Source organism: Paraburkholderia monticola, from assembly GCF_001580545.1.
GTDB classification, from domain to species: domain Bacteria; phylum Pseudomonadota; class Gammaproteobacteria; order Burkholderiales; family Burkholderiaceae; genus Paraburkholderia; species Paraburkholderia monticola.
Genome location: NZ_LRBG01000039.1, coordinates 516047 through 538082, shown reverse-complemented (window position 1 = coordinate 538082; position 22036 = coordinate 516047). Strand labels below are relative to the sequence as shown.

At 62.2% G+C, this 22036-nt stretch carries 28 protein-coding genes and 1 pseudogene; 11 read left to right on the top strand and 18 right to left on the bottom strand.

The features are described from left to right. Nucleotides 1–9: 9 nt before the first annotated feature. Genes CI15_RS33575 through rhaS form a run of 4 tightly spaced genes read left to right on the top strand, consistent with a single transcriptional unit; the run spans nt 10 to nt 4669 of the window. Nucleotides 10–1539, top strand: coding sequence for a sugar ABC transporter ATP-binding protein (locus CI15_RS33575; protein ID WP_062138404.1), 1530 nt, complete (start codon nt 10–12; stop codon nt 1537–1539). Further along, nucleotides 1536–2591 carry an ABC transporter permease gene (locus CI15_RS33570; protein WP_062137610.1) on the top strand — a complete coding sequence of 352 codons (1056 nt, stop codon included), beginning with the start codon at nt 1536–1538 and terminating at the stop codon, nt 2589–2591. Before CI15_RS33575 ends, CI15_RS33570 begins: the two co-directional genes overlap by 4 nt. Beyond that, a complete protein-coding gene (locus CI15_RS33565; protein ID WP_062137607.1) occupies nt 2584–3615 on the top strand; it encodes an ABC transporter permease in 1032 nt (343 codons plus the stop codon). The genes CI15_RS33570 and CI15_RS33565 overlap by 8 nt, the downstream gene beginning before the upstream one ends. A gap of 43 nt (nt 3616–3658) precedes the next feature. Then, nucleotides 3659–4669 (top strand): rhamnose ABC transporter substrate-binding protein, encoded by a 1011-nt coding sequence (gene rhaS, locus CI15_RS33560; RefSeq protein WP_062137602.1) that lies wholly within the window; start codon nt 3659–3661, stop codon nt 4667–4669. Nucleotides 4670–4701: 32 nt separating this feature from the next. Here rhaS and CI15_RS33555 read toward each other — a convergent pair whose 3' ends face one another. The 3 genes from CI15_RS33555 to CI15_RS33545 form a co-directional block, all read right to left on the bottom strand. Beyond that, entirely contained in the window at nt 4702–5853 is a 1152-nt protein-coding gene (locus CI15_RS33555; protein ID WP_062137599.1) for a CmpA/NrtA family ABC transporter substrate-binding protein, read from the bottom strand. A 7-nt stretch (nt 5854–5860) separates the two neighbouring features. Then, complete coding sequence (locus CI15_RS33550) at nt 5861–6436, bottom strand: ANTAR domain-containing response regulator (RefSeq protein WP_062137596.1); 576 nt, start codon at nt 6434–6436, stop codon at nt 5861–5863. Nucleotides 6437–6701: 265 nt separating this feature from the next. After that, complete coding sequence (locus tag CI15_RS33545) at nt 6702–7943, bottom strand: cyanate transporter (RefSeq protein ID WP_062137593.1); 1242 nt, start codon at nt 7941–7943, stop codon at nt 6702–6704. A 204-nt stretch (nt 7944–8147) separates the two neighbouring features. On the opposite strand from CI15_RS33545, the gene CI15_RS33540 reads away from it, so the two are divergent. Then, nucleotides 8148–8891 (top strand): GntR family transcriptional regulator, encoded by a 744-nt coding sequence (locus tag CI15_RS33540; RefSeq protein ID WP_062137589.1) that lies wholly within the window; start codon nt 8148–8150, stop codon nt 8889–8891. A 163-nt stretch (nt 8892–9054) separates the two neighbouring features. Here CI15_RS33540 and infA read toward each other — a convergent pair whose 3' ends face one another. From infA to CI15_RS33525, 3 genes are all read right to left on the bottom strand, one after another. Next, nucleotides 9055–9324 (bottom strand): translation initiation factor IF-1, encoded by a 270-nt coding sequence (infA, locus tag CI15_RS33535; RefSeq protein WP_062137586.1) that lies wholly within the window; start codon nt 9322–9324, stop codon nt 9055–9057. A gap of 135 nt (nt 9325–9459) precedes the next feature. Continuing rightward, nucleotides 9460–9741: a hypothetical protein gene (locus CI15_RS33530; RefSeq protein WP_062138401.1), complete on the bottom strand. Its 282-nt coding sequence runs from the start codon at nt 9739–9741 to the stop codon at nt 9460–9462. 573 nt (nt 9742–10314) lie between these two features. Further along, nucleotides 10315–10533, bottom strand: a complete 219-nt coding sequence (locus tag CI15_RS33525; protein WP_062137584.1) for a hypothetical protein — start codon at nt 10531–10533, stop codon at nt 10315–10317. A 179-nt stretch (nt 10534–10712) separates the two neighbouring features. On the opposite strand from CI15_RS33525, the gene CI15_RS33520 reads away from it, so the two are divergent. The 3 genes from CI15_RS33520 (at nt 10713) to CI15_RS33510 (ending at nt 11887) form a co-directional block, all read left to right on the top strand. Next, nucleotides 10713–11363, top strand: a complete 651-nt coding sequence (locus tag CI15_RS33520; RefSeq protein WP_062138399.1) for a helix-turn-helix transcriptional regulator — start codon at nt 10713–10715, stop codon at nt 11361–11363. A 52-nt stretch (nt 11364–11415) separates the two neighbouring features. Further along, nucleotides 11416–11616, top strand: a complete 201-nt coding sequence (locus tag CI15_RS33515; RefSeq protein ID WP_062137581.1) for a DUF1653 domain-containing protein — start codon at nt 11416–11418, stop codon at nt 11614–11616. 76 nt (nt 11617–11692) lie between these two features. Beyond that, complete coding sequence (locus CI15_RS33510) at nt 11693–11887, top strand: YqaE/Pmp3 family membrane protein (RefSeq protein WP_062137578.1); 195 nt, start codon at nt 11693–11695, stop codon at nt 11885–11887. A 61-nt stretch (nt 11888–11948) separates the two neighbouring features. Here the strand turns inward: CI15_RS33510 and CI15_RS33505 are convergent. After that, nucleotides 11949–12116 (bottom strand): annotated as a pseudogene (locus tag CI15_RS33505) (2Fe-2S iron-sulfur cluster-binding protein); the annotation flags it as partial. Between the two features lie 64 nt (nt 12117–12180). Between CI15_RS33505 and CI15_RS33500 the strand changes: the two are divergent. Beyond that, complete coding sequence (locus tag CI15_RS33500) at nt 12181–12687, top strand: alpha/beta fold hydrolase (RefSeq protein WP_241496018.1); 507 nt, start codon at nt 12181–12183, stop codon at nt 12685–12687. A gap of 127 nt (nt 12688–12814) precedes the next feature. On the opposite strand, the gene CI15_RS33495 is transcribed toward CI15_RS33500, so the two are convergent. From CI15_RS33495 to CI15_RS36910, 5 genes are all read right to left on the bottom strand, one after another. After that, a complete protein-coding gene (locus CI15_RS33495) occupies nt 12815–13003 on the bottom strand; it encodes a hypothetical protein (RefSeq protein ID WP_062137572.1) in 189 nt (62 codons plus the stop codon). A gap of 246 nt (nt 13004–13249) precedes the next feature. Beyond that, a complete protein-coding gene (locus CI15_RS33485) occupies nt 13250–13795 on the bottom strand; it encodes a hypothetical protein (protein WP_062137566.1) in 546 nt (181 codons plus the stop codon). Nucleotides 13796–13810: 15 nt separating this feature from the next. Beyond that, a complete protein-coding gene (locus tag CI15_RS33480) occupies nt 13811–14224 on the bottom strand; it encodes a hypothetical protein (protein ID WP_062137563.1) in 414 nt (137 codons plus the stop codon). 84 nt (nt 14225–14308) lie between these two features. After that, nucleotides 14309–14794 (bottom strand): glycoside hydrolase family protein, encoded by a 486-nt coding sequence (locus CI15_RS33475; RefSeq protein WP_062137560.1) that lies wholly within the window; start codon nt 14792–14794, stop codon nt 14309–14311. Nucleotides 14795–14841: 47 nt separating this feature from the next. Further along, entirely contained in the window at nt 14842–15060 is a 219-nt protein-coding gene (locus CI15_RS36910; RefSeq protein WP_075643828.1) for a hypothetical protein, read from the bottom strand. A 213-nt stretch (nt 15061–15273) separates the two neighbouring features. Between CI15_RS36910 and CI15_RS33470 the strand changes: the two genes are divergently transcribed. After that, a complete protein-coding gene (locus CI15_RS33470) occupies nt 15274–15585 on the top strand; it encodes a helix-turn-helix domain-containing protein (RefSeq protein ID WP_062137557.1) in 312 nt (103 codons plus the stop codon). Between the two features lie 2 nt (nt 15586–15587). Then, nucleotides 15588–16244 (top strand): hypothetical protein, encoded by a 657-nt coding sequence (locus CI15_RS33465; protein ID WP_062137554.1) that lies wholly within the window; start codon nt 15588–15590, stop codon nt 16242–16244. 30 nt (nt 16245–16274) lie between these two features. On the opposite strand, the gene CI15_RS33460 is transcribed toward CI15_RS33465, so the two are convergent. The 6 genes from CI15_RS33460 to CI15_RS37495 all read right to left on the bottom strand — a co-directional run bounded on the left by CI15_RS33460 (nt 16275) and on the right by CI15_RS37495 (nt 22035). After that, nucleotides 16275–17987 (bottom strand): hypothetical protein, encoded by a 1713-nt coding sequence (locus tag CI15_RS33460; protein ID WP_062137551.1) that lies wholly within the window; start codon nt 17985–17987, stop codon nt 16275–16277. 268 nt (nt 17988–18255) lie between these two features. Beyond that, nucleotides 18256–19260 (bottom strand): hypothetical protein, encoded by a 1005-nt coding sequence (locus tag CI15_RS33455; RefSeq protein WP_241496017.1) that lies wholly within the window; start codon nt 19258–19260, stop codon nt 18256–18258. Between the two features lie 56 nt (nt 19261–19316). Continuing rightward, the gene (locus tag CI15_RS33450; RefSeq protein WP_062137548.1) at nt 19317–19976 is read right to left on the bottom strand and encodes a DUF2612 domain-containing protein; all 660 of its coding nucleotides are present in this window, start codon (nt 19974–19976) and stop codon (nt 19317–19319) included. Nucleotide 19977: 1 nt separating this feature from the next. Further along, a complete protein-coding gene (locus tag CI15_RS33445; protein WP_174543284.1) occupies nt 19978–21054 on the bottom strand; it encodes a baseplate J/gp47 family protein in 1077 nt (358 codons plus the stop codon). Further along, nucleotides 20975–21388, bottom strand: coding sequence for a hypothetical protein (locus CI15_RS36900; RefSeq protein ID WP_153041249.1), 414 nt, complete (start codon nt 21386–21388; stop codon nt 20975–20977). The genes CI15_RS33445 and CI15_RS36900 overlap by 80 nt, the downstream gene beginning before the upstream one ends. Then, complete coding sequence (locus CI15_RS37495; RefSeq protein WP_075643826.1) at nt 21385–22035, bottom strand: hypothetical protein; 651 nt, start codon at nt 22033–22035, stop codon at nt 21385–21387. The genes CI15_RS36900 and CI15_RS37495 overlap by 4 nt, the downstream gene beginning before the upstream one ends. Nucleotide 22036 lies beyond the last annotated feature (1 nt).

Genomic DNA, 22036 nt, shown 5'->3' with positions numbered 1-22036 from the left:
GACAACGCAGTGCAGCCATCCCCATCCGCGGTGCCGCGACTCGAATTGCGGCACGCGAGCAAATCCTTCGGCCGGGTGCGCGCGCTGTCCGACGGCGACCTCGTGCTGTGGCCCGGCGAGGTGCATGCGCTGCTCGGCGAGAACGGCGCGGGCAAATCGACGCTCGTCAAGATTCTCGCCGGCGTGCATCAGCCCGATGCCGGCGAACTGCTGGTGAACGGCGAGCCGCGCCGCTTCGCGACACCCGCCGAAGCGCGCGACGCCGGACTCGCGGTCATCTATCAGGAACCGACGCTGTTCTTCGATCTGTCGATCGCGGAGAACATCTTCATGGGGCGGCAGCCGGTCGATCGCTTCGGCCGCATCCAGTACGACGCGATGCATCGCGAGGTGGACGGGCTGCTTGCGTCGCTCGGCGTCGAGCTGCGCGCGGATCAACTGGTGCGCGGTCTGTCGATCGCGGATCAGCAGGTGATCGAAATCGCCAAGGCGTTGTCGCTGAACGCGAGCGTGCTGATCATGGATGAACCGACCGCCGCGTTGTCGCTGCCCGAAGTCGAGCGGCTGTTCGCGATCGTGCGCAAGCTGCGCGAGCGCGACGTCGCGATCCTGTTCATCACCCACCGGCTCGACGAAGTATTCGCGCTGACGCAGCGCGTGACGATCATGCGCGACGGCGCGAAAGTGTTCGACGCGCTGACCGCCGATCTGACCACCGACGCGATCGTCGCGAAGATGGTCGGTCGTGATCTGGAGACCTTCTACCCGAAGGCCGATTGCGCGCCTGGCGACGTGCGTCTGTCGGTGCGCGGCCTGACCCGTGTCGGCGTGTTCAAGGACGTCTCGTTCGAGGTGCGCGCGGGCGAGATCGTCGCGCTCGCGGGTCTGGTCGGCGCGGGACGCAGCGAGGTCGCGCGCGCGATCTTCGGGATCGATCCGCTCGACGCGGGCGAGGTGTGGCTCGCCGGCCAGCGGCTCGCCACCGGCAAGCCCGCGGCCGCGGTGCGCGCGGGGCTCGCGCTCGTGCCGGAAGACCGTCGCCAGCAAGGGCTCGCGCTCGAATTGAGCATCGCGCGCAATGCCTCGATGACGGTGCTCGGCCGGCTCGTGCGGCACGGTCTCATTTCGACGCGCAGCGAAACACAGCTCGCGACGAAGTGGGGCACGCGCCTGCGTCTGAAGGCGGGCGATCCGAACGCGCCGGTCGGCACACTGTCCGGTGGCAACCAGCAGAAGGTCGTGCTCGGCAAGTGGCTCGCGACCGGCCCGAAAGTGCTGATCATCGATGAACCGACGCGCGGCATCGACGTCGGCGCAAAAGCCGAGGTGTATGGCGCGCTGGCCGAACTCGTGCGCGACGGCATGGCGGTGCTGATGATTTCGAGCGAGCTGCCCGAGGTACTGGGCATGGCGGATCGCGTGCTGGTCATGCACGAAGGCCGCATCAGCGCGGAGATCGCGCGCGCCGACGCCAACGAGGAGCGCATCATGGGCGCCGCGCTCGGTCAGGGGCTCTCACCATTGGGACGTGCAGCATGATGCGCCATTCGACCCATCCCGCGCCGGTCCAGCAGTCGCTGCCGAAGCGGTCCGCCGCTTCGTCGGGCGGTCTCGTCGCGAGCATCGCGAAGAGCCGCGAAACCACTTTGTTCGTCGTACTGATCCTGCTGATCGTGGGGACCGGGATCGCGAGGCCGCAGTTCCTGAATCTGCAGAATCTGCGCGACGTGCTGCTGAACGTCTCGATCATCGGTCTGCTGACGGCCGGCATGACCGTCGTGATCCTGATGCGGCATATCGATCTGTCGGTCGGCTCGACGGTGGGCGTCAGCGCGTACGCGGTCGGCAGCCTGTACGTGGCGTTGCCGCATATGCCGGTGCTCGTCGCGCTGGCCGCGGGGCTCGCGATCGGGCTCGTCGCGGGCGGCATCAACGCGCTGCTCGTCGCGGTGGGGCGCGTGCCTTCGCTCGTGGCAACGCTCTCGACGCTGTACATCTTTCGCGGCGCCGATTACGCGTGGGTGCACGGCGGCCAGATCAACGCGACCAGTCTGCCCGACGCCTATTCGCGGCTCGCGACCGGCACGCTGCTCGGCATCCCGACGCTCGCGCTGATCGCGGTCGTCGTGCTGGCCGGTCTGTCCGTGTATCTGAAGCAGTTTCGGGGCGGTCGCGAGCACTACGCGATCGGCTCGAATCCTGAGGCCGCGCGGCTCGCGGGTGTGAACGTCGAGCGCCGTGTGATGTCGGGCTTTCTGCTGTCCGGCGCGATCGCGGGCTTCGCGGGCGCGTTGTGGCTCGCGCGCTTTGGCACCGTCGATGCGAGCACCGCGAAGGGCATCGAATTGCAGGTCGTCGCGGCCGCGGTGGTCGGCAGCGTCGCGATTACCGGCGGCGTCGGCACGATCCTCGGCGCCACGCTCGGTGCGCTCGTGCTCGGCGTGATCAGCATCGCGCTCGTCGTGCTGCACGTGTCGCCGTTCTGGGAGCAGGCGATCCAGGGCGCGCTGATCGTCGCCGCGATCGCCGCCGATACGTTGCTGGCCCGCTCCGTCGCCAAACGCATGATGAGGAAACGCGATCATGGCTAAACCCGATTCCGCGCTGCTCACGCGCAAACGCGAAACGCCGCTGCAATGGGAAGTGTTGCTGGTGGTCGTGCTGATCGTGTCGCTGGGGTTGGGGCGCTGGTTGTCGCCGGTGTTTCTGAGCGGCGCGAACCTGAGCAACGTATTCGCCGATCTGACGGAAATCGCGTTGATGGCACTGCCGATGACGCTGATCATCGTCGCCGCCGAAATCGATCTGTCGGTCGCGTCGGTGCTGGGCGCATCGAGCGCGCTGATGGGCGTGCTGTGGCACATGGGGCTGCCGATGCCGGTCGTGATCGTGCTGGTGCTGATCGCGGGCGCGCTGGCGGGACTGCTGAACGGCCTCGTGATCGTCAAGCTGAACCTGCCGTCGCTCGCGGTCACGATCGGTACGCTCGCGCTGTTTCGCGGCCTCGCGTATGTGCTGCTCGGCGATCAGGCGGTCGCGGATTTTCCGGCCGCGTACACGGCGTTCGGCATGGACACGTTGGGGCCCACGTTCATTCCGTTGCCGTTCGTGATCGTGATCGTCGCGGCCGTGCTGTTCACCGTGCTGCTGCAAGCCACCGCGTTCGGCCGCAGCCTCTATGCGATCGGCGCGAACCCGACCGCCGCCGCGTTCTCCGGCATCGAGGTCGCGAAGATCCGCTTGCGTCTGTTCGTGATGTCGGGGCTCGTCAGCGCGCTCGCCGGCATCGTCTATACGCTGCGCTTCACGAGTGCGCGCGGCGATAACGGCGAGGGCTTCGAGTTGTCTGTGATCGCGGCGGTGCTGTTCGGCGGCGTCAGCATTTTCGGCGGACGCGGCTCGATGGTCGGTGTGTTGTTGTCGCTGCTGATCATCGGCGTGCTGAAGAACGCGTTGACGCTCGATGACGTATCGAGCGAAACGCTGACCATCGTGACCGGCGTGCTGCTGCTCGCGTCGGTGCTGATTCCCAACCTCGTCGCGCGCTGGCGGGCGGCGCGCGACCGGCGTTTCATCGCGAAGTCCGCCGCCGCGTCTGCTTCATCGGCAAGCTAATCCGGTTCCCCACTCTGTCCAACAACAACGCAGGAGACACTTTATGTTCAAACCTCTACGTCACACCGGCACGGCCGCGCTATGCGCCGCGTTGCTCGCGATCAGTTGCGGCGGCGCGTTCGCCGCGGACCTGAAAAGCGGGCTGAAGATCGCGTTCGTGCCGAAGCAGATCAACAACCCGTACGAAGTGATCGCCGACGATGGCGGCCTCGCCGCGATCAAGGAGTTCGGCGGGGTGGGCAAGGCGGTGGGGCCGTCGGATGCGGGCGCGTCGTCGCAGGTGTCGTACATCAACACGCTGATCACGCAGCATCAGGATGCGATCGTGATTGCCGCGAACGACGCGAACGCGGTCGTGCCGTATCTGAAGAAGGCGATGGGCCAGGGCATCAAGGTCGTCACGTTCGACTCCGATACCGCGCCCGAAGGCCGGCAGCTGTTCGTCAATCAGGCGAACGCGGAGGGGATCGGCCGCGGCCAGGTGCAACTGGTCGCGAAGCTGATGGGCGGCGAGGGCGAATTCGCGATCCTGTCGGCGACGCCGAACGCGACGAACCAGAACACGTGGATCAAGTGGATGCAGGAAGAGCTGAAGAAGCCCGAGTATTCGAAGATCAAGCTGGTCAAGATCGCCTACGGCAACGACGACGATCAGAAGTCCTTCGTCGAAACGCAGGGTTTGCTGCAGGCGTATCCGAACCTGAAGGCCATCGTCGCGCCGACGACGGTCGGCATCGCGGCGGCGGCGCGCTATATCTCGTCGTCGTCGAGCAAGGGCAAGGTGGCGGTGACGGGGCTCGGCACGCCGAACCAGATGCGCGCGTTCGTGAAGAACGGCACGGTGACCGCGTTCCAGTTGTGGGATCCGAACGAACTCGGCTATCTGGCCGCGTACGCGGCGGCGTCGCTCGCGTCGGGCAAGATCACGGGTAAGGAAGGCGAAACCTTCGACGCCGGCAAGCTCGGCAAGCGCACCATCGGCGCGCAAGGCGAAATCATCCTCGGACCGCCGACCACGTTCGATGCCAGCAATATCGACAAGTACAACTTCTGAGCATCGCCTTTAGCTTTTGCGTGCGATCCGCCTTAGCGGCGGATCGCAAAACGCCGCGCGTACCCGGTGGAGGGTGAGCCGCTTCCCCACAGCTCGCCATCGATCAATTCCCGCGTCACGTCCTCGCCGGGCACCGCCACGTTCACGCGCGCGGCGGCCTCGCGATACAGCCGCGTCTGATTGATGCTCGCGGCGATCGCCTCGTAATCGTTGCGCGCATCGATGATCCCCCAGCGCTCGAACTGCGTCAGGAACCAGGCGCCTTCGGCGGGATGCGGATAGTTGACCGCCCCGTCGTCGAAGAAACGCATCGGCAGGCGGCGCGGGTTCGCCGTGTCGACGTGATTGCCAAGCCGCGCTGCAATCAACGTCTCGTCGATACCGATGTAATCGGGTCGCGCGAGCCAGCCCGCGATTTCGTCGCGATGCCCGGCGCCGTCGAGCCAGCGGCATGCTTCGAGCACGGTCTGCACGAGCGCGCGCGTCGTGCGCGGATGCGTATCGACGAAGTCGCGCCGGCAGGCGAGCACTTTCTCGGGATGCTCGGGCCAGACCTCGCTCGTATAGGCGATCGTTCTGCCGACGCCGTGCGCCTCGGCCATCGCATTCCATGGTTCGCCGACGCAGAGACCATCGAGCCGGTCTTCGGCGAGCGCGGCGACCATCTGCGGTGGCGGAATCGCGACGCTGTCGACATCGCGCAACGGATCGACGCCTTGCGCCGCGAGCCAGTAATACAGCCACATGGCGTGCGTGCCGGTCGGGAAGGTGTGCGCGAACACGGGCTTGCGGCCGAGCGCCGCGAGCGCGTCACGTAATGTCCGGTGCTTCACGAGCAGATCGGCGAGCCGATTCGACAGCGTGATCGCCTGGCCGTTGCGGTTCAGCACCATCAGCACGGCCATGTCGGTGCGTGGACTGCCGAGGCCGAGCTGCACGCCATAGACGAGCCCGTAAAGCGCGTGCGCGGCGTCGAGATCGCCCGACAGCAGCTTGTCGCGCACGGCGGCCCACGACGGCTGGCGGCACAACTCGAGCGTGAGCCCGTGCGCGTGGCCGAACTCGAGCAGCTTCGCGGCGATCAGCGGTGCCGCGTCGGACAACGCGACGAAGCCGAGGCGCAGATGGGTCTTTTCGAGCGGCTCCGCAATGGCCGCTGCGGTGACGGAAGTGGCTGGATTCATGAGCGCATCATTTGAGCAAGCCGGCCGACGCGACGACCTCGCGCGCGACCTCGGCGAGTTTGACACCCTGGTTCATCGCGCGTTTGCGCAGACTCGCGTAGGCGGCCGGTTCGGTGAGTTTCTGCTGGTCCATCAGCAGGCGTTTCGCACGATCGATCAGCTTGCGCTCGGCCAGTTCGTTCTCGGCCTGCGCGAGCCGTTCGCGCAATTGCGACTCCTGCGCGAATCGCGCGAGCGCGACTTCGAGGATCGGCGCGAGCCGTTCGCTCGCGAGGCCTTCGACCAGATACGCGGTGACGCCCGCGTTGACCGCCTCGCGGATCAATTGCTGGTTCGCGTCGTGGCTGAACATCAGCACGGGGCGCGGCGCGCTCGCGTGCATCACGGCGAGCTGTTCGAGCGTATCGCGCGACGGCGACTCCGTATCGATGATGATGACGTCGGGCCGCTCGTCCTGCACCGCGCGATGCAGCGCCTGCGGCGTCGCGGTGCCGGCGAGCATCTCGCAGCCGAGACGTGCGAGCGCGTCGCGCAGATCGCCGATGGGTTTGTCGGTGTCGGTGACAAGGAGAACACGCAGCATGGAGTCGGGGGAAGGGACAGCTGACTCTCTATAAAGCAATGGGCGTGCCAGTCTTCGTCCGGCGTGCGCTGGCGAGGTGTGTGAGGATGTGTGCGGGGGACTGGCGGGAGTCGCCGGGAATTTCGCCGCTGATGGCTGCAAGGCGTTGAGGGAAGCGGCGGCGCGGCCACGTCGGTGGCGTTGCACCGGCGCGGGGCATGGACGGCCGCCGACGTCCGATGCACCGAAGCGGCGCATCAAGTACAAAACGGCAGTGGCCGAAGTCTCAAAGCCAGCGCGAATAACTGCGCGGCGAAAACAGCAGCGTCACCGCCATCATCGCGGCGATGCAGCCGGCGAGCATGATCCAGGCGGCCACGAAGCCGCCGCTCCACCCGCGCACGATGCCCGCCACGAGCGGCGCCACGGCCGCGACGATAAAGCCGACGCCCTGCGTGAACGCGACCAGTTGGCCGGCCACGCGATGATCGGCCGAGTGATCCATCGCGGTCACGAGCGTCAGCGAAAACACGCCGCCGAGCCCCGCACCCGCCACACCCACCCACAGCAGCGGCGCGGCGTCAGGCAGTGCGATCAGGCCGAGCATGCCGGCCAATTGCGCGGACAGGCCAAGCATCAGCCACGGGCGGCGATCGCGGAACGATGCCGCGGCAAGCGGCAACAGCAACGCCGACGCGGCCTGGAAGACCGTCATCGCCGCGAGCAGCGAACCGCTCGCCGCGACGCTCGCGCCGCGCTGCTGATAGAACGCCGGCAGCCACGCGACCAGACTCGTGTAGCCGCCGTTGACGATGCCGAAGTACAGGCCGAGCGTCCATGCGCGCCGCGTGGTCCACGGCGAGAACGCCGGCGCGGAGGCGTCAGGCGTGCTAGCCGCGGCGTGGGCCACGGCATGCCGACGTGTCAGCAGCCACCAGCATGCGAGCGCGACGCAGGCGGGCAGCGCCCACACCGCAAGCCCCGCGTGCCAGGACTGCATCGCACGGCCGACCCACGGACTCAGACTCGCGCCGAGGCCGCCGCCGCCCATGATCGATGCGGAGAACACGCCCATCGCGAGCGGCACGCGCGCCGGGAAGCGCTGCTTGATGACGGCGGGCAGCAGCGCCTGGATCGCGGCGACGCCGGCGCCCGCGAGCAGCGCCGTGGCGAGCAGCGTGAAACCGCTCGACGCCACCCAGCGCGCCGCGCACGCCAGCGCGATCGCGATGAGCCCAAGCGCGACCCCGCGCGTTTCGCCGACGCTGCGGGTCAACGCCGCCGCGCCGAATGCGCCGACGCCCATCGCAACGACCGGCAGACTGGTCAGTAGCGACGCGCCGTAGAAGCTGAGGCCGGTCGCGTCGCGAATCGTTGTCATCAACGGGCTGATCGAGGTCAGCAGCGGGCGCAGATTGATGCCGATCAGGACGATCGCGCCGAGCCACGTGAGCTCGTGCCACGTCAGCGCCGAGCGAGCGCGCTTCGCGGAGGGGCGGGGAGAGGTGGCGGTGGTGGGCAGATTCATCGTGGGCCTGAGAGTTGGACCGCGGAAAAACGTTGCAGTCTCCGTTTTGGTCAACCATATTAACCTAAAATGGTTAACCATTTTGGCGAATGTCCGGTATAAGCGGCGGCATGGCCCTGCAGATTGGCGTTGTGCGAGGGGCATCGCTAGAATGCTGCGGCGCCGTTCCTTTGTTGTTTTCCACCGTCTACGAGCACTGAAATCATGGCTACGCGTTCCCCGCGTTCTTCCCACGCCGTTTCGGCTCCATCCGCTTCCGCCGCCAGCGACGACGCCTCGTCGAGCGTCGAAGAGCGCGTCTATGCGTCGATCACCGCAGCCCTGCTGCAAGGGCGTTTGCGGCCGGGCGCGCAACTGGTCGAGCGCGATCTCGCGGCCGCGTTCGGCTGCACGCGCGGCGCGCTGCGCAAGGTGCTCGCGCGGCTAGGCTTCGAGGGCAAGCTCGTGCTCGAGGCGAATCGCGGCGCGTTCGTGCCGTCGCCGTCGGAGGAGGACATTCGCCAGGTGTATCGCGCGCGGCAGATCGTCGAGGCGGGCATCGTCGCGACGCTGTGCGGGGCGCTGGGCGCGGCGCACAAGCGGCGTTTGCGCGCGCATGTGCGCAGCGAGGAAAAGGCGCTGCGAGCCGGCGCCATCGATGAATCCGTGCGCCTCGCCGGTCAGTTTCACGTGCTGCTGACGGAACTGGCGGGTGGCACCGAGTTGCTGGGGCTGGTCGGGCAACTGGTCGCGAAGACCGAGCTGTACAAGGCGCTGTTCGATCCGTCGAAGGGTTCGAGCTGTTCAGCCGATGAGCACGCGCGGATCATCGATGCACTCGATGCCGGCGATCTGCAGGCCGCATTGACGTCGATGCGCGAGCATCTGTCGGAGTTGGAGGAGCGGGTGGTGGAGCAGGTGCGCAGAAGCGCGGGTGGGGAGGATTTGGGAGCGGTGTTTGGGGTCTAGCGAGATGCGCTGCGACGCTCGCGGCCTTCATTGCGAAGGTGGCGCGGAGTCGGAAGATCAAGCGCGAGTCGGCAGGGCCCGCGCTTTCACATGTCGTTCGGGCGCACTGCCCGCGTGACCTGCAAGACTTCACAGGTACGCGGTGCGGGGCCGAGACCGCTACTTACCGGCGTCGCTGCGGCGCCGAGCGTGGCGCGCCGCCGCCCGAGCGCTCGTCCTTGTGACGGAAATTGATCCGCCCCTTGGTCAGGTCGTAGACCGACAGTTCGAGCGTCACGCGATCGCCCGCGAGAATACGGATATGGTTCTTGCGCATGCGTCCGGACGCATAGGCGCCGACCACGACGCCGTTGTCGAGCGTCACGCGGTAGCGGCTATCCGGAAGTACTTCGTCGACGATACCGTCAAGTTCAAGCAGTTCTTCTTTCGCCATGCATAACTCCTGGTCGATGGGATAAAGGGGCAGTCGGCCGCGCGCATTGCAAGCAGCGCGACTGTGAATTCGTTGAAAAAGCAGCGGCGCCCGCAAGCACGCTGCTCGACATCAGTGACGCGGCGATGACGCCGCTCAAAGATCGGCGACCGATTGACCGCTCACCTGGCCGTCGATCAACCGTTCCGCATGCGCCATGCACGCGATGCGCGCCTTACCCATGCCGTCGAACGGAAACAGATACTGCAGGCGGAACACCCGGCCGTCGGCCGCCGCATTGGCGCCGACGCGGCAGATCCGCACCGACGCGTCGTAACCGGCGCCGGGATTGCGCGTCGTTTCTGCGCCCGCGGGACGGCGCGGATAAACGAGCGGGTGAATTTCGTAACCTTTGTAGGTCTTGATTGCTGGAGTCATCATAAAAAGTGTCCTGTATGGCGTGGTCCGCGAACCGCTCGGGTGGCGCTGCTTTCGGCAGCAGCGTCACGACGCGTCACGACGCGGACCGGCGGCGCAGCACCAAGCGGCGCGCCGCGATAAATGTGGTTGGCACAGGTCTGCCAGACCTGGCGGGCTCAATGACAATGGCTCGAGCGGTCGCGCGAAAGCGCGGATTCGACCGAAAAAACGCTGACGCGACGCGATTCGCACGCTGGACGCATGATGCTGAACCGCTCGGTGTACTTCTCGCGACGGCGAATGCAGGCGGCGCATTGCCGGAATGACGGGACCGCTGGTGAGCGGCGGTCGAACAGTCGGGGGTAGTGCGGAGATGCCGGTTTGAGACTGCCTGGTGCTGCCAGTGCTATATGGGTGCGAGGTGCAACTATTGCAATATGATGCCTGAAATAGGGAGGATTGGATAGCGAAAACTTCGGCGTATGGCCGAAACGCCCGCCCGGCGGGGCTTTGCGAGCGATCGGCGAAGCCGTGTCAGATGCGTAGGAGAGAGGGGCGAGTCGCGAGCGCGAGGCTCGCTAGCCGAACGCGTCAGCGCGCCGTCTCGGCGACCCGCTTGTGCAATTCGCGCGTGGCCGCGAGCGGCAGGCGTGCGTCGTCCCAGCCGGCCAGCCATTCGACTTCCTTTGCCGTGAAGACCTGACCGTAGTTGCGCAGCGCGTACTGCAACGAATCGATGATGTGGTTGCGAATGATCTCCGGCGTGTGCTTGTCGTCGAGCACGGCGCGAAGCGCTTCGAGTGTGGCCATCGGTGGACTCCGTTCGGTTGTCGGTCGATCAGGGTTTATCGCACGAAAAAAATGCGCTCGCGATGCCGACAAAATTGTTGCGCGGGATTGATGCTCGACGCCCCGTGGCGGGCCGCTACAATGGCGAGTTTCCGAATGCGGACGGCGCGCTGCCTTCCGTCGAACCTCGCGTTTCTCCCATGCGCAATTCGAACGTGTCACCTGTCAAAGACCTGCTGCTCAAGCGCTACGCGCCGATCGCCGACGGCATCGCCGCGCTGCTTTATCCGTGCGCCGAAGTGGTGATTCACGATCTGCGCGATCAGACCATCGCGTATCTGGTCAACAATCTGTCGCGGCTGGAAGTGGGCGCCCCGTCGGTGCTCGACGACGCGCACTTTGCGGCGCGCGGCCAGACCATCGGTCCCTACGAGAAGCTGAACTGGGACGGCCGCCGCATGCGCTGCGTGAGCAACATCCTGTTCGACGACGACGGCAAGCCCGCCGGCATCCTGTGCGTGAACTTCAACATCGCGGTGTTCGAGGACGTGCGCTCGACGCTCGACCTGTTCATCAAGGGCGGCACGATGACCGACGCGCCCACCGACGATCTGTTCCGCGACGACTGGCAGGACCGTATCAACACGTATCTGCACAACTGGCTGCGCGACCGGCAGATCGGCATCAATGCGCTCACGCGCGAGCACAAGCGTGAAATCGTCGAGGCGCTGCACGCGCAGGGCGCGTTTCGCGGGCGCAGCTCGGCGAACTATGTGGCCGCGGTGCTGACGATGGGCCGCGCAACCGTCTACAAGATCCTCAAGCAGATGAAAGAGGGCGGCGCAGCTTGAGCGCGCCGCGCTTGCAATTGCCTCGATCACGCCCAACATAAGGACATACACGATGCGTTACCGGCACTACAAAGGCGGCATTTACGAACTGGTGTGCGAGGCCACGCTCGAATCGGATCCGACGGTCACGATGATCGTCTACAAGGCGGCCAATGGTACGATCTGGACCCGGCCGGCGACGGTATTTTTCGAGCTGGTCGAGCAGGACGGCGTCAAGGTGCCGCGCTTTGCGCCGCTTGATCCGTCCGCTTGATACGTTCAACAACGAGGCAGATGCGTCCCACGCGAACTAACGCACGCTGCCGCAATGACAGGAACAGGAAAACCGAATGCGTCTCTTGCTTGCCATCCTTCTGCCGTGGTTGCAGTTCTTCACGATCGGCCGTCCGTTTGCGGGCATCATCTGTCTGATTCTGCAGATCACGGTGATCGGCTGGGTGCCGGCCGCGATCTGGTCGGTGTATGCGCTGAGCCAGTACAACACGGATAAGAAAATCGCTCGCGCAATGGGCAACGGTCGGTAAGACGCGGCGTTTGTCGCCGTCGGCGAGCGGGGCGCCTCGCCCTTCACGCTCGCACCTTCACTCAGCGCGCCGGTAGCACGACCGCATCCGGCACTTCGATCACCAGGTCGGTTTCCGCGATCGCCACGCACGGCAGGATGTAGCCCTCCGCCTTTTCCTCACGGCTCACCCCGGGCCATTCGATCGAATAGCGCACGCGCCCGGCCTTCAGCCGGCACAAGCAGGTTCGCTACGAGCCGATAAATACCCTCTCAGCCTTGCCAGGCAAAGCGGATAGCGCCTCGCGGGCGATCGTGCGGAATACTGCGGCGGGGCTGGTGGTTGCGTTCCCGGGATCTGACAACGATGCCTGCTGGGCGACCGACTTCGACGTGTTGACGGTCAGCGTGCCTGGTGTCGGCGAAATCCATCGCGGCTTCTGGAGTGCTTGGCAAGCCATCGCGGCCGATGTCGTGAAGGCGATAGGCGATCAGCCGGTGACGCTAGTTGGTCACTCGCTCGGCGGTGCGTTGGCTGTGTGCGCCGCTGTTGCGTTGACACTCGCCGGAAAGCCGCCGGCGGCCGTGTACGGGTTTGAGGCTCCGCGCGTCAGCCCTGATCTCGGCGTGCGCACGCTGCTCGCCAAGGTGTCGGTGCATATCTACAAGTGCGGGTCCGATCCGGTTCCCGACGTACCGCTTGGCTGGCACCAGTCGGCATTGCTCACGCACATCGGGGCGCCGGCAACTCTCATGCCCCGGCTGGCAGATCACATGCTCGACAAGGTCATCGCCGCATTTGGCTCCGGCGTTCCCGCCTGATCCTATACAGACCACCGATTGTAAACCGCCATAACAGGCGATCCGCTGTAAACCGCCCGGTGCATTGCTGCACGCTTCGGGCGCATTCCTCTCTAGCCTGCCATCCGGCAGCGCGTCATCCATTCCCTCACCTCGTCGTCAGCAACACCGTCCCAAGCGTCGGGTGCGTGATCGCTATATCCTCGCCCCGCGTGCTCACGCTAAACTCCTTCGCCGGGTTCGGGTATGCCGCGAAGATCGGCTCGTCCGGGTGCTCCTCAATGAAGTCCAGCAGGTTCTGCGCCATCAGACGGCGCAAGTCGTCTCGAATGATCATCCTTCCTCCTCGCGCTCTCGCACGTCAATCAGTCCGCGACCTGTGGCCCAAAGTGCGGGACCGCCAACAGTTCCCTCACGGTGAATTCACCATCTAGAGTGATCGTCGGATCGCTGCTTGTGCTCCACATAGGGCAGTTGCGCTCAGTATCCCAGTTAATCCATCCAGTGCCCGTGCGCGCGTCGGCGCGTGCTTCATCGTCGGTCATCGTTTAGCTTTCCTCCCGCGCCCTTGAGCGCACATCAATTAGCCCGCCTCGTACGGCGGCGCATCCATCAGCCAGCCTTTAACTTCTGCGCGCTCACTGAATTTCGGCGCGGTGGACCATTCCGTGAATTGGGCGTCGAACTCGGACCAAACGAAGTCGTTCAGGTCGAACTCTTCCACCACAAGGCCACTGCCGTCCTCGCACAGGAACGCATAGACCACCGCGTTGCCGTTCCAGTACGCCAGCCCGTTGACGACGACCGGATCACTCAGCGTGATGGTTCGCGCGTTGTTCGTCTGCCAGACGAAGTCCTGAATCGCCGGATCGGTTGACGTCCTGATACCCACACGTTCCGCCTGCGAAAAGAGCGCCATGAACTCGACGGTGCTCAGCGTGGTGACGACGAAAGGCGCAACGAAGGTTTGCGTCGATCGCTGCCAGACGAGACCAGCCGGATCTCCCGATAGCTGAATGGAGGTCATGTCTGCTGCTTGCAGCGCGGCCGGATCGATGACCGTTCCCGTTGATACCGGGTCGCTATTTGCGGGCGTTGCGCCAGCGGCGAAGATGGCGTACCAGTTCATGGAGCTCCCTGAAAATCAGTTGCCGTTGGTCAACGTCCACGACGAAATGCTCACCGTCTGGCCCGTCGCGATGTTGGTCGTGCCCGTGAGGTTCAGGTCGCAGCCGCTAGTGCCGACGCTGCCATCGACCAGCGCGGTGCCGCCGGAGGTCGTGAGGCGATACCAGGTAGCCGCGGTGCCAGCGCCCGCACCGCCCGTGCCGGTGCCGTTAGCGATGGCGCCGACCGTGAGCACGCCAGCGGACGCGGTGCCAAAAGTCGCCGCGCACGTATGGGTCGAGAGTGCGACCTGAGACGTGACCGCAGTATCAGGCGAGGCAGGTTGCGTGCCGCTGTATAGCGTGAGGATGGCGGACGAGCCTGCGGCGGTCGAGATTGCCGTCTGCTGCGATGTCTTCAATGCCGAGCTGTATTTGAGATTCGAGGCCATTGATTTCCTTGGGGCGCAAAAAAGCCGCCTCGCGGGCGGCTATTCGTGTGGCAGATATTTGACGTTTATTCGTGCGGCAGATATTCAGGCGACACCGGCGACGACCGGCATCACACCGGTTTCCATCGCCTGACAAAGACGCTGCGCGCGCGCTCCGACTTGTGAGTACCAGGAACTGGCCTTCATCCCGGCCGCAGCGACGGCATACGAACCGCGTTGCATGGCTGCAAGGGTGTTCTTGAATCCGAGCAGACCTGTACCGAGCGACGCGTTGCCGATGCCCATGTTGAAACACATGTTGGCGATGACGCGCTGACGCACTTCATCCATCTGGCGCCACCACGGAAGGTATTGGTCGAGCTTCGCGAGCGTCGTCGAGATGTCCCGCTCGAGCACCTGATTGACCTGCGCATCGGTCAGCGGGAATGTCCAAGCAGAGGGCAGCGGCGAAACATCGATGTTGTGACCAACACCGGCGGTTCGCTTGGGCGGCTTTGCCGAGTCCAGATACGGTATATAGCGCACGCCTTCATCGCGGCGCAGCTCGGCTTCGAGCAGGGCGAGATTCATGACAACACCCCATAAAAAAGCCCGCCGAAGCGGGCAATGAACCGGAACTACTCGCGTTTGCTCTTGCGCTTGTGCGGCCAGAACTTGTCACGGATGAGCGCGAAGATCTGGAGCACTGTGTAAATCAGCGTGGTCGCCATAACGAGGTCCGATAACTGGAACCCGAGCCAGTGCATGCTCACGACTGAAACCGGGGGAAGTGATTTAACGGCGCTTGCAACAACATCGCTTCGCACCAGTTCTGCGGCCTGATCGCCGATTGCCATTGAGAAACCCCGGAAAAAGAAAAAGCCCGCTGGTGCGGGCGTGGTCGTGTTGTGGATGTTGGTGCGCAGTGAACTAACGCTTGACTAAACAGGTCCATCGGTCCTAGTATGGTCGTACTGGCACAGCGCTTCCCGCGCGGTCCGACATCCCGATAGGAACGATCATGAAAGTCTGCTTTCGTGCGCCTTTTCGCGCACATGGAATCTCCCGACATGCATTACAAGGCACCTCTCCCAGAGGACATCGAGCGCCTGAAGACACAACTGGGTCTGACGGGCGCGCAAATGGCGGAATTGTTTGGCGTTGCCGGGGACAGGGCGTTTCGCCGATACACGTCCAAATCCGAAAGCATCAAGAACAAGCGGGAGCTCGGCGCGCACATGCTCTTCTTCGGAATGGCTCGACTCGTGCTGAAACCGCGGGACATCGAGGCCGTGCTCGCCAGGATGCGCGAGGCCGGAGCCGAGATAGATCTAACCGCGCCCTCCGGTTCCCCGGAGCAGGATGGCGAGCAGCAGCCGTAGCGATGTCACTCGGCTGCGCCGCTGCAAGTGCGCATGCAGAGTCATTCTTCAACGCGGAAGCCGGTATCGGCGGGACGGCCTACACCCAGGCGGCAGACGGCCTCTGGTTACAGGAGGGCTTTCCGCACAAGGTGCAACTGACTGCGCCGGCCATCGAAGCAGGCTTCACGGGCGACGCCTATCAGGCCGAGCACTGGGGCGTTTCATGGCATCTGAACTATGCATGGCTGGGCGCAATTCATTCGACCGGTTATGCGACGAGCGATGCCAATTACAACCTGGCCACGAAGACCGAGCGCGTCGCGATGCCGCTCGCGAACTTCAGCGGTTCAGGACATGACATGGGCTTTCTCGCGACGATCGAGCCGCACTACGACTATGCAGGCTGGCGGTTCGGCGTCGAGGCCGGTCCGTACTATCACCGTCCGACGTGGACCGCCGATGCGACGAATCAGGTCAACTACATCGGCCAGACGCCGTATCAGTCTCACTTTGTCGACGAGGAAGGCTGGCATCTGGGGTATGTCGTAGGCGCGAGCGTAGCGTACAGGCGGTTGAGCGTGCGCTATCAATATTTCGCGAACGGTTCGAAGGCAGGGAATCCGATACCGGCATTGTGGACGCATGCGCACGTACTCACCATGAATTACAGATGGTGACGAGCTGAATCCAGGCCGCGAACCGTGCATTTAATTAATTCTATACAGCGTCCAATCCGGGCCAGTCAGGACTGCCCGGTATGTCGCAGGAACGGGCCTGACACCGAACACGACCGCCCACTTTGTAGAAGCAGGGAGCGTCGCCCAAGGCGGCATCAATTTACCATCAACGCGCGCGCCAGCAATCAATGTCGACGGGACCGCCTCTCCTTCATCAAGTCCATACATGAACGAATCGGCATCCCCGATATAAAACATTGCCTGATTGGTCTGGGTCACATCACCAAAGAAGCCGATGTGAGTTGCATCCGCCCCAAGATATTCCCGAACCATTTTTCCTGCGACGTCTCCGGGCATATCGACCATCCTGGCTCGCAGGTCAAGGTTTATGAAGCATGTCCCGATAACCGCCATAACGGGCAACGCACAGACAAGAAAGAAACGGGCACCCCGCGATGGTCGCCAAGCAAAAAGAATGATGGATAGCGCAGAAAGGAGTGCCGAAAGCACCAGCGTCCACGTACGAGCCGTCACTCCCCGCAACTCAGGCGAGTCCACTTCGAAAGGAAAGAAACCATGCAAACTTCCCCCAACCGCGCTGGCCGCAAGCAAAACCATGGCTAATGACAACAGCAACAATATCTTCGGGACCCGCGTGATCTGGCCGATGCTGGTTGCTACGACGATGTAAAGAAGCGGGAAAATGAAATTGTAATACCGCATATGCAACCGAAGTGCATCCGACGATATTTCCCCTTCGGCGTTTCTCACCGAAAAGGCCAGCGTGACAAAAAACATCAGCGCCAACACGGAGAGAGCGAGCGTGCGCAACCGGAGGCTTTTTTCGCGCTCAGAAGAATCGCCTGTATGCGGCATGAACAGTGCGAGTATCGCTGGCCCGGTAAGCAATACCAGTGAAATCACATGCCCCTTTGTCAGCAAGATAAGCAACTTCCACGCCGATAAATATTGTGCCGCAGTCCATCCTACTTGACCAAATCGCGAATATTGACCAAACAGACTCAGTCCGCTTTTACCGGCAAACAGGTATCCCACGGAAAACCTGACCAGGACAAAGGACGCGATACAGGCCAAGATAACCTTGACCACCGCAAGAGCCTTCTCTCTCGATCGGACTGCGGCGCACAGCATAACCTGCGAAGCAACAAATCCGATCAGTATGAATACTCCATGGGGTTTGATCATTGCCAACACGGCCGCCAACAACCCCAAAGACAGACCATAAATAACCGGAGAGAGGCCCGCGCACGCTAGACAAAACCACGCAAAGACGCAGAATGCGGAATAGTACATCGCATCCGGCATGAAGTACGCCGCATAAGTCGTGATCGGTGCAATTCCGGTAATCAACGCGATAAGCAGCGACCATCTTTTTGCCAAATAGATCTTGGCTGTCGCATATACAAACGGAACTGAAACTGCTACCAGCAGCGCATTAATGCTTCGAGCGAGCTCAAGAAAGCCTTGATGGGCGAATCGTATAATCGAGAAAAGCGCCAGATACAGGTAATTCTGATAAACGGCGCCATGGAAATCACGACTCCGCGCCTCCATACTGTAAATGATCTCGTCTCCCCATACGTGCAAATTTTCTCCAGTGAATGCAAGGGAAAGATAGATGTGGACGAACAAGCTAATGATGGCGACACCGATCCAGGCTGCGACGTCTTCATCTATTTTCGAGTTGGCTCTGCCGGCGGCTTCTGAGAGGTTGGCGCTCATCGGTTTGTGCACTTGTAGGGAAGTGCTGATTTTTGCACAGAGCCGGGCAGATGGCTACGCAAAATAGTGACCAACTCGGCTAGACGGGAACTGGCAGTTGCGATTGTACCCACGACGGCTGAGCATCGTAAAAGGCTTTCCATGGCGCATCGCTGGCCGTGACCGTTCCTTGGTTCGGCCAATACCTAGGATCTTGTGGGCAGCCAAAATATGCTATCACTGCCGTCTGCGTAGAATCCGAAAACTGAACGCTGAGCATCAAATACTCCTAGAAATCATAGCCACTGACCGTGATTGAAAATGTGGGCGTCCCCGCACCATTGCCCGCGGTATAAAACAAGGTCTGCGCAGATACCATCTGGAGATTGCGAAATGTGGTAAATAGGCTGGTGCCTGCCGACACTGTGCCGGCTGCTGTCTGCTGACCGGTAGATGCCGAGCTTGAAAACAAGTTCAGGAACATGCTTGATATGGACGTGGACCCCAGCGACAAATATCCAGAGACAGAGCGCGCATTCGCCGGAACGGCTGAGGAAATAGTCAGCGCGACGGGCGTTGACTGTGTTGTTGACGATGTCAAAACACCAACGGACACTGTCGAGATTGACCGGTCTTCTTGTGTACCTACTGTCAACTGTCCACTCGAGTTCGTCTGCCACACGCTGACCAACGCGCTCGCCGTATATCCAGCTGGCGGATTTGCGCCACCGTACACATTGCCCTGCTTCGTGGCGGCATTAGTCGCAAGTAGCGCCGCAGTCTGCGTTGTCGGGTTATAGATCGCGTAGATCGCGACGAACCCCGATGCTGGGGCAGATCCGGTATCCATGCCGCCGGCGCCGGTGGTGGCGAGGTTGATGGTCTTGCTGAAGCTGGCGAGCGTGTACTTCAGGCCGCCGAGTGCGGATCCGACGATGATCTCGTCTGCGGTCAATGTCGCCGATGCGCTGGCTGTGGCGATGTTCATGGCCAGATTACGGACGCCGCCGATGACTGACTCCGAATTCGCGCTGATAGCGTTGATCAGGTTTGTCAGGAGCGTCGCCGTTGTGCCGTCGTCCGTGGCGTTCTGTCCCGTCGTGTTGACGATGAGTTGGCCTAGAACGGCCGACATGATAGAGCTTTGGCGCCAGACTTTGTTGAGTTGCGCAGACGGAGCGACGCCGGCAGAAAAGCCATTCGCAAGGATCGACGACAATGCAAGGTACTGAGCTTGCGTCAATACGTTTGCGCCGCCACCAGCCGCAAAGGTCTGGAAATCGTTGGTTGCCATTCAGAAGTCCAAATAAAAAAGCCGTCCGAAGACGGCTTAAATGCAAGATGGAGAAATCAGGCTGCTACAGCCCAAGAACCGGCGTCCAGACCTCCGATCCATTGATTGTTCACGTCGAATCCAAATAGCGGCGTGTTATTGGCAGACGGCACGATGTAGTTGGCGAGCACGCCTTCCGGGCGAAGCTTGAGGTAGTTTCCAGTGAACAGAGATCGCAGAAGCGCGCTCGGAATCGCTCCAGAGACACCGACCGTCATGGTCATGTCCTGGTTATCCTGGATGAAGATGTAGCTTCCGGATCCGGCGAACAGATTCGCATACGCTGCCGCCGCACCCGGTATCGTTCCGTCCCATGAATTAGCAGCGATCTTCGCACGGATCAGCGTGCGGAAGGTCGAATCGTCAAGCGACGTCAAACCCGTCGATGGATCAAACGGACCTTGCCAGTTACCTTGGTCGAAACCCAAGTTTGCCGTATCGAGCGAGAAGTAGACATTGAGCGGCGTCCTGACTTGGCGCGTGATGCCCGCCCACAGCCCAACTGCGTCAAGCTGCACGCCAACAGCCTGATCAAGATCGAACGCAGCCGGTATCGACTGCATCACGTTTATCTGATCGACGAAACATTGGGCGACCGCCGCAAACATTGCGGCAAACTTCGGCTTCGACGAATGCTCACTTGTGATGAGCGAGGTGTAGTCGGTAGCGAGCGCCATATCAGGTAGCCGTGATCGTCACGCTAGAGGGTATAGCCTGTCCGGCGTGATTGAATGCGAGCGGCACATCGGGCGATCCTGCGCCACCAGGGCCACTCAGCGTGAGCGAAATAATGCGGAAGGTGTTGCTGCCCGATACCGACTTTGCTGCAGTAAGCGCAGAATCCCATTCCACCGTACCGCTAGGAGCGCCGCCGATCACTACTGCGTTGACATAGTTCGACACCGCAGCCTGAATCGCCGCACCGATCGCCGATGTATATCCCGTCAGCGCTTTCAGGGTGATCGCGCAGGTGATGGCGTCGTACGTCGGGCGATAAAAGTTGATGTTATGGGCAATGCCATAGGCGTCCGTGACCGATACAGTGGTCGTGCCGTAGGTGCCAGTCCCGGGCGTTTTCTTGGAGGCAATCGCGTTAGCAATTGCCGTCGAGTCGCCGCCTTCGACCACCAGATAGATCTTGTTACCAGGAACGCCGTTCGCGTCCGTCGTACTCAGATCATTCTCGTATGGCGTAACGCGAGTGACACCCGTCACAGCCCACACAGCGCCGACCGTGCCTTCGAGAACCGTGCGCGAGGGCAGCGCAGTTGATACCGCTTGACGCGCCTTGAGCTGCGAGTCAGTCTCTACTGGTGCGCCGGCCGCAGCTGCGGTTGCGTTCGTCACCGTCTGCCAGCCAAACGTCGGAGTCGCTATTTGATTGACCGTGCCAATGCCGGCCTGGATAGCGCCTGCGGCCTGGCAAGTTGCTGTAACAGTGATCGTGCCGCTGGGCGGAATCGTAATCAGCGCCGGCAGGCTCCACTTGTTACCGTTCGCGTCCTGCGTCACGCCGTTCGTGATGGTCGTTCCGACAACGCCGACAATGATCTGATCGACCGTCGAATTCGTAGGAACGTTGCGTTCCAGTCCATTGATCTTGACGGCGCTCGAGAGGTTCGCATTCTGAGCCGTCGCTGGCGAGTAGGCGTTGTATGCCGCGATGATCGCCGAATTAAGATCGTTGATCGGCGTTGCAATTCCCGCAGACAGGAACTGGTACTCCTGGATGCTTCTCGCGCGGGAACTCGACATTCGAATCCATGCACGAATGCATATGCTGGCCGTCCATCGGGTATTCATAGACCCGCGCCAGTTCGCGGAACATGGCCTGAATTTCTTGGTGAGCGTTCACCAGACGATCGAACTCATGCATCCACGTATCGCCCCAATGGTCATTGGCCTGACGCAACAGCGCCTTGAACTGCTGGCGCGGGGCTTCGATCTGATGCGCGCGCCGGTGCAATTCACGATTGACTGCCCGCAACGCATCCCTCTCCGCCACGAGCTTTTCGTATTCGGCGTACAGACAGAAAACGCCGTCCTCGCGGTGAGCGGCTGAGGTGCCGTATCGCTTTGGCCCGCTCATTTAGCCTCCTTGTTGTAAACCTTTGTCGGCTGCGTAAGTGCTTTTTCCACATCCCACCCTGCGAGCAATCGCTTACGAATCGCCCCTTGTTTTATCCCTGTTTCCGCTTCCCATTCCGCGTATGTCAGTGTTTTCCCGTTGAAGGTCACATGACAACTGTCGGTACGGTTGTTTGCTTGCTGCACACGAGTGGCCCAGCGGCAATTAGACGGCTCGTAATTACCGTTGACGTCAGGGTATCTATCAAGAGACATTCCTAGAGGTCGCTCACCCATATCAGCCAAGAAGTTCTCAAACTTCTCCCAACGTTCGCAAACCTTGATGCCCCTTCCGCCATATTGTGGGTAAGCTGGATTCGAAGGGTTATTGCAGCGAGTCTTCATTAACCCCCATATGCGATAGATGCTCGTCTTCGCGTGCCTGTGCGTAAAATTTGCCTCGGATGCCTTTTTTATGCTCTCCTTTACAAGGCATCCACAACTTCTGACAAAATTGCCTATTAGGTTCTTGCGATTTACGAGATGCGTATTGCCGCAATCACATTGGCATTCCCAGAGAGTCTGTTGATTAATGGGCATCTCGGTATGAACCCGAAGAGCAACCAATCTTGTGAAGCGCATTCCCGTTATGTCGTGTGGTGTGGCCATA